This is a genomic window from Halolamina salina (assembly GCF_042678005.1).
Lineage (GTDB): Archaea > Halobacteriota > Halobacteria > Halobacteriales > Haloferacaceae > Halolamina > Halolamina salina.
In genome coordinates, this window is the sequence record NZ_JBHUDH010000049.1 from 1 (window position 1) to 5,116 (window position 5,116).

Here is a 5,116-nt window from a genome sequence, read left to right on the forward strand (position 1 = left end):
AGCGCGAGTGAGCCGCGTCGCGACCGCGCGCTCGTGGTCGGTCCCCGCGCCGGCCCGGACCGCGGTGCTCGCACTCGGCGTCCAGTCCGCGCTCGCGCTGGCGTACCTGCTCGCGACCGACGCGGGGCTTGCGGTGCCGACGATTCTCGCGGTGCCGTTCGTCTGGTTCACCGTCGCCGCGGTCGCGGTCCGACACGCGGAACGCCCGACTGTGAGTCGACGGGGCTGGTGGATCGCGGCCGGCGTTGGCGCCGCCTACGTCCTCGCGCTCGCGTGGCTGATCGGCGCCGTCGCCCCCGCGATGGGGCCGGCGACGGGCGTCGATCTCGTGTTGCTCCCGCCGGGGTGGGGACCCGTCGTGCGCTACAGCGGCGCCGGGGTCGCGCTCACGGTCGTTCCCTACCGCGCGGCCGGCGTACTCGCGCTCGGCTATCTGGTGTCGCTGTCGGTCCGAAACGTCGTCGATGAGGGACTCTCGGCAGGGGTCGGCGGACTGGTCGCGCTCGGCTCCTGTGCGGGCTGTGCGCTGCCGCTGGTCACGAGCCTCGTGGGGGCGCTGAGCGGTGCGGGGCTGGGCGTCGGCGCGGCGCCGGCCGTCAGCGGCGGAACGTACCTCCTCGGGACGGCGGCGTACGTGCTCGCGGCGTGGCTGCTCGCCGCGCGGCCGCTCCGGCGCTACACCACGCGATAGACGCCGGCGATCGACGTTTCCTCGACGGTCACGTCGACCGTCTCGCCCTCGGGGACGCGTTCCTCGACGAGCAGCGTCACCGGCTCGATCGGCTTCCGGCGGAGCATCGCCCACGCGAGCTCGAAGATCGACGGGTGGCCGCCGCGCCGGCAGACGACGACGTGGCGCTCCCCCGCCAGCGACTCGAGTTCGGGGTCGAGGTCGTGCTCGCCGAACTCCTCGGGCGCGACGGAGTGGATGGCTTCGGCCTCGATCCGTTCGGTCATGGGTGATCGACGGGCCGGAGCGGAAAGGCCGTGTCGGACCGTCGGCGCCTACCCGCCCCGCGGCTCCAGCGCGTCGACCATCGCGTCGCCGACGACGTTGAACGCGAACACCGTCAGCGACAGCAGCAGCAGCGGTATCCCGGCGAGCCACCACGCCGTGGGGAGGCCGACCGTGAACAGGGAGTTGTAGATCTGCTGTCCCCACGAGAAGTTGCTGGGGTCGCCCAGCGTCGAGGAGCCCTGCATCACCGGGATCTGGATGAACGACACCGTCGCCTCGATCAGCACGAACAGCGGGATCTGCAGCGTCACGTTCGAGAGTACCGACGGGATCACGTTCGGCAGCAGATGCCGGCTCAGCAGCCGTCGGTCGTCGACGCCGCCGATCCGGGCGGCCTGGGCGTACTGCTCGTTCTCCTGTACCCTGAGTTCGTCGCGTACCAGACGGGCCAATCCGCCCCAGCTCACCAGCCCGAGCACGCCGATCAGGAGCCGGAGCCGTCCCTCGACCATCCAGTAGAACAGCACGAGGTACAGCAGGATCGCGGGGACCGACTGGAGCGACTCGGCCAGCCACATCAGCGCCGCCTCGACGCGGCCGCCGATCGTGGTCGCCGCGACGCCGACCCCGACGCCCGCGGGGACGATCAGCGCCGCGGCGCCGAGGGCGACGCTCAGGCTCGTCCGCGTCCCCAGCACCAGCAACACGAGCAGGTCCTTCCCGCCGATGGCGGTCGTCCCGAGGGGGAACTGCCAAGAGCCGTGGCAGCGGCCGTCGACGACGGGACCGTAGCAGTTGGGGACGAACACGGTGTCGATGCTCCCCCACACCGGCGGCTGGGCGGAGTAGAGGATGCGCACTTTGGGCTCGCTCACCAGGAACGGGCCGAACAGCCCGACGGCGACGAACGCGGTCAGAAAGCCCAGACACGCGACGGCGAGGGGATCGGTCCGGAACTGACTCCAGTAGTGTGCGACCTGCTCCGGCGCCCCGAGCAGCGCCGCCAGCCCGATCGAACCGAACATGTAGAGGCCCAACACCAGCAGCCAGTCGAGGCCGGTCATCACCACCGGGAGGCCGGCGACGTAGTCGTAGCAGAACGCCGCGAGCAGGGCGACGGCGCTGATCGGGAGCCAGCGCGGCATCGCGACCGCGGCCTGCTCGGGGTCGAACTCGTTCCAGTCGACTGTCGCGAAACGCCCGGCTTCGCGGGGGGAGGGCTCGCTCATGGCGGGGGAACAGCCCCAACAGCGGTGAGCAAGACCTAATAGTTTGTGACTACGTGGCACTACTCGTCCATGCGACGGATCGTCCCCCCTCCGACCGTGACGCCCTCCAACCGACGACGGCCGCCCGGCGACGATGCGTAGCCTCCTCACGACGCTCGCGAGTCGGCTCGCCCGGCTGGCGCTGACGCTGTGGCTCGTGTTCACGGCCGTGTTCGGCGCGCTCGCGTACGTCCAGAATCCGCACGTGCTGCGACCGGCGTACATGCCGCGGCTGTTCTCGGGGCTCTACCGGGAGCCGCGGTTCGCCGCCCGGGCCGAGCCGTTGCTCGCCCAGTACGGCGACTGGCTCGTCCGCGTCCTCACGCTCGATCTCGGCCGGATCGGGTTCGGCGATCGGACCGTCGTCGTCCGGGAGCTCGTCGTCGAGGCGGTGACGGTCACGCTGATCTACCTCGTCCCCGCGGTGGCGGTCGCGGTCGTGCTCGGAACGCTGATCCAACTGCTGGCGGTCGCCGTCGAGCGCGGCGACGCGAGCGCGAAGACGAAGCTGCTCGGCGCGGCCGCGATCTCGGTGCCGGTGTTCCTGGTCGCGTACGTGCTGCAGGTGTACCTCCCGGTGCTCGTGATCGACGCCTCCGGCGAGATCGTCGACATGGGGTACGACGACACGGCGGGACCGTTCTCCCCCGCGAACCTCCGGGCGGCGATCTGGCCGGGCGCGACGATGGGGCTGTACCTCTTCGCGATACAGCTCCGGGTCGCCGGCACGGATCTGGAGCAGTACGCGAACGAACCGTTCGTCAAGACCGCCCGCGCGAAGGGGGTGGGGCTGCTGGGCATCTGCCGGCACGTGTTCCCTCACTCCGCCGCGCGCCTGCTGACGCTGCTGTCCTCGGAGATGCTCGGCGTCGTCCTCGTCGGTATCTACGCCGTCGAGTGGGTCACCGAGACGCCGGGGTTCGGCACGCTGACGATCGACGCCGCGGGGAGCCGGGCGCCCGGGCTGATCTTCGCCGTGGTGTTGCTCCCGGTTCTGGCGGTGGCGGGCGTGAACACCCTTCAGGAGGTCTACTACTCCGTGTTCGACCCGCGCGTGGAGGGAGACGGGAGCTAACCCCTCCGCGGTCCGTCCGGTCGTCAGCGGTCGGTGTCGCGCTCCGACTCGACATCGTCGGTCGACTCCGCCGCCTCGGCGTCGTCCCAGACGGGGCCGTCGTCGCCGGCGCCCGCGTCGACGGTCGCGTCGTCGCTCTCGGGCTTCTCGCCGACGGCGGTGTCGTAGTTGTCGCGGTAGCGCGCCAGCTTCCGGTAGAGCAGGTAGAGGAAGATCCCGTCGTAGACGATCACGAAGGCGAGGTAGCCGAGGATCGAGAGCCCGGCCAGCGGCGCGACCGCGACGATGCTGTTGTACAGCGCGTGGATCAGGGCGGCGATCAACAGCCCCTTGACGACGATCGGCCCGCGGTTCTCGGGGTTGAACTTCGCGAGCCCGAGGTAGTAGCCCGCCCACGCCGAGTAGATGACGTGGCCCGGGCCGGCGAGCGCGCGGGAGGTGGCGGTGCCGAGGGCAGCGCCGATAGCCCGTGTCGCGCCGGCCTCCTGAGCCCGGACGAACCCCTGCACGACGTACAGCGTGTTCTCGATCGTCGCGAAGCCCAGCCCGGCGACGGCGCCGTACACCGCGCCGTCGATGACGGCGTCGAACTCCGAGCGCTCGAAGGCGTACAGCCGGATCGCGAACCACTTCACGAGCTCCTCACCCGGCCCGACGATCAGGAAGAAGTACAGCACCATCCCCCAGACGCCGACCGCGCGGAACAGCCCGCCGAGGGCGGTGTTGACCGTCGCCGCGAAGCTCGCGAACAGCACCGAGAGCACGAACGTCGCGGCGAGGGTCCCCAACGGTTCCTTCTCGACCACGTCCTGTCGCCAGACGAACGCCACCAGCACGAACGCCGGCACCGCCGACAGCAGCGCGACGATCCCCAGCGCGGGGTTCTGACTCGCCAGCCAGACCACCCCGCCCACCTGTCCGAGGAACACCAGCGCCGCGAACAGGACGAGCAGCAGGCGGGCGTTGCCCGCGAGCGTACGGTGGACCGCGACCGCAGCGCGGTCGACGACGGTCCGTGGCTCCCACGTCGCCACGTCGTAGAGGTCGCGATCCTCGGACGCCGACGTCTCGACCGGATCCGTCTCGGACATGGCTTCCCCTGTGGGCCGCGCCCACGTAGTCCTTGTCGCCGCGTCGTGTGCCGGGCGCCGATGGACACCGATTTGGGCCGGGACCGCCGACTCCCACCATGCTCACGTTCATCGGGCTGGGGCTCTACGACGAGCGCTCGATCACGGTCGAGGGCCGGGAGGCGCTGGCCGCCGCCGACCGCGCGTTCGCGGAGTTCTACACCAGCCGGCTCGTCGGCACGACCGTCAAGGAGCTGGAGGCGTACCACGACACCGAGATCGAACTCCGGGACCGCGCGGGGGTCGAGCGCGACCCGGCGCCGATCCTCGACGCCGCCGAGGAGGAGGATGTGGCCTTCCTCACCGCGGGGGACACGATGATCTCGACCACGCACGTGGATCTGCGCCTGCGCGCCCACGAGCGCGGGATCGAGACGCGGGTAATCCACGGCGTCTCCGCCCAGTCGGCCGCGGCGGGGCTGACGGGGCTACAGAACTACCGCTTCGGGAAGGCGACGACGCTGCCGTTCCCGAGCGCCCACGGCGGCGGGGACGTGCCCGACAGCGTGATCGAGACGATCGAGGCAAACCGCGAGCGTGACCTCCACACGCTCGTCTACCTCGACATCAAGGTCGACGACCCGACCGCCGACGCGGCGGGGCTGGGGGAAGACGAGCGGTTCATGACCGGCGACCACGCCGCCGAACTGCTCGCGGCGAACTGGGCCGACGAGCTCGCGGTCCT

At 71.0% G+C, this 5,116-nt stretch carries 6 protein-coding genes; 3 read left to right on the plus strand and 3 right to left on the minus strand.

Annotation, left to right across the window (positions count from 1 at the left end; translation table 11 throughout):
* Positions 1-691, plus strand: a 691-nt coding sequence (locus tag ACFR9S_RS05685; protein WP_379818252.1) for a DUF7546 family protein, incomplete at its 5' end; no start/stop codon positions are given.
* On the opposite strand, the gene ACFR9S_RS05690 is transcribed toward ACFR9S_RS05685, so the two are convergent.
* Together ACFR9S_RS05690 and ACFR9S_RS05695 are read right to left on the minus strand one after the other, a co-directional pair.
* Entirely contained in the window at positions 676-957 is a 282-nt protein-coding gene (locus ACFR9S_RS05690; RefSeq protein WP_379731880.1) for a DUF7526 family protein, read from the minus strand. The two genes, ACFR9S_RS05685 and ACFR9S_RS05690, sit on opposite strands and share 16 nt — an antisense overlap.
* A gap of 48 nt (positions 958-1,005) precedes the next feature.
* Positions 1,006-2,187 carry an ABC transporter permease gene (locus ACFR9S_RS05695; protein ID WP_379731882.1) on the minus strand — a complete coding sequence of 394 codons (1,182 nt, stop codon included), beginning with the start codon at positions 2,185-2,187 and terminating at the stop codon, positions 1,006-1,008.
* A 133-nt stretch (positions 2,188-2,320) separates the two neighbouring features.
* On the opposite strand from ACFR9S_RS05695, the gene ACFR9S_RS05700 reads away from it, so the two are divergent.
* A complete protein-coding gene (locus ACFR9S_RS05700; RefSeq protein ID WP_379731883.1) occupies positions 2,321-3,301 on the plus strand; it encodes an ABC transporter permease subunit in 981 nt (326 codons plus the stop codon).
* A gap of 23 nt (positions 3,302-3,324) precedes the next feature.
* On the opposite strand, the gene ACFR9S_RS05705 is transcribed toward ACFR9S_RS05700, so the two are convergent.
* A complete protein-coding gene (locus tag ACFR9S_RS05705; protein ID WP_379731884.1) occupies positions 3,325-4,392 on the minus strand; it encodes a PrsW family intramembrane metalloprotease in 1,068 nt (355 codons plus the stop codon).
* Positions 4,393-4,490: 98 nt separating this feature from the next.
* Between ACFR9S_RS05705 and dph5 the strand changes: the two genes are divergently transcribed.
* A partial coding sequence (dph5, locus tag ACFR9S_RS05710; RefSeq protein ID WP_379818253.1) for a diphthine synthase occupies positions 4,491-5,116 on the plus strand: 626 nt, incomplete at its 3' end.

Excerpts from the sequence above, each read along its gene's own strand:
- ACFR9S_RS05690 (WP_379731880.1), bottom strand. The coding sequence starts at position 957 with ATGACCGAACGGATCGAGGCCGAAGCCATCCACTCCGTCGCGCCCGAG.
- ACFR9S_RS05695 (WP_379731882.1), bottom strand. The coding sequence starts at position 2,187 with ATGAGCGAGCCCTCCCCCCGCGAAGCCGGGCGTTTCGCGACAGTCGAC.
- ACFR9S_RS05700 (WP_379731883.1), top strand. The coding sequence starts at position 2,321 with ATGCGTAGCCTCCTCACGACGCTCGCGAGTCGGCTCGCCCGGCTGGCG.
- ACFR9S_RS05705 (WP_379731884.1), bottom strand. The coding sequence starts at position 4,392 with ATGTCCGAGACGGATCCGGTCGAGACGTCGGCGTCCGAGGATCGCGAC.